This window comes from Cohnella yongneupensis (assembly GCF_042655785.1).
Taxonomy (GTDB): domain Bacteria; phylum Bacillota; class Bacilli; order Paenibacillales; family Paenibacillaceae; genus Cohnella; species Cohnella yongneupensis.
The window spans coordinates 80891-81098 of record NZ_JBHSNC010000025.1 but is presented as its reverse complement, the minus strand read 5'-3'; the positions used below and the strand labels follow the sequence as shown (position 1 = coordinate 81098).

General features: G+C 55.3%; 1 rRNA gene. It reads right to left on the bottom strand.

The features are described from left to right. Positions 1–208, bottom strand: a 16S ribosomal RNA gene (locus ACFPQ4_RS09095); the annotation flags it as partial.

The window sequence follows — 208 nt, the reverse complement described above, 5'->3', positions numbered from 1 at the left end:
ACCCCACCAACTAGCTAATGCGCCGCAGGCCCATCCGCAAGCCACAGATTGCTCCGTGTTTCCCAACCCAGTCATGCGACCAAGTTGCGTATCCGGTCTTAGCATTCGTTTCCGAATGTTATCCCGGTCTTGTGGGCAGGTTGCCTACGTGTTACTCACCCGTCCGCCGCTAACCAAGTTTAGGAGCAAGCTCCTAAACAAGATCCGC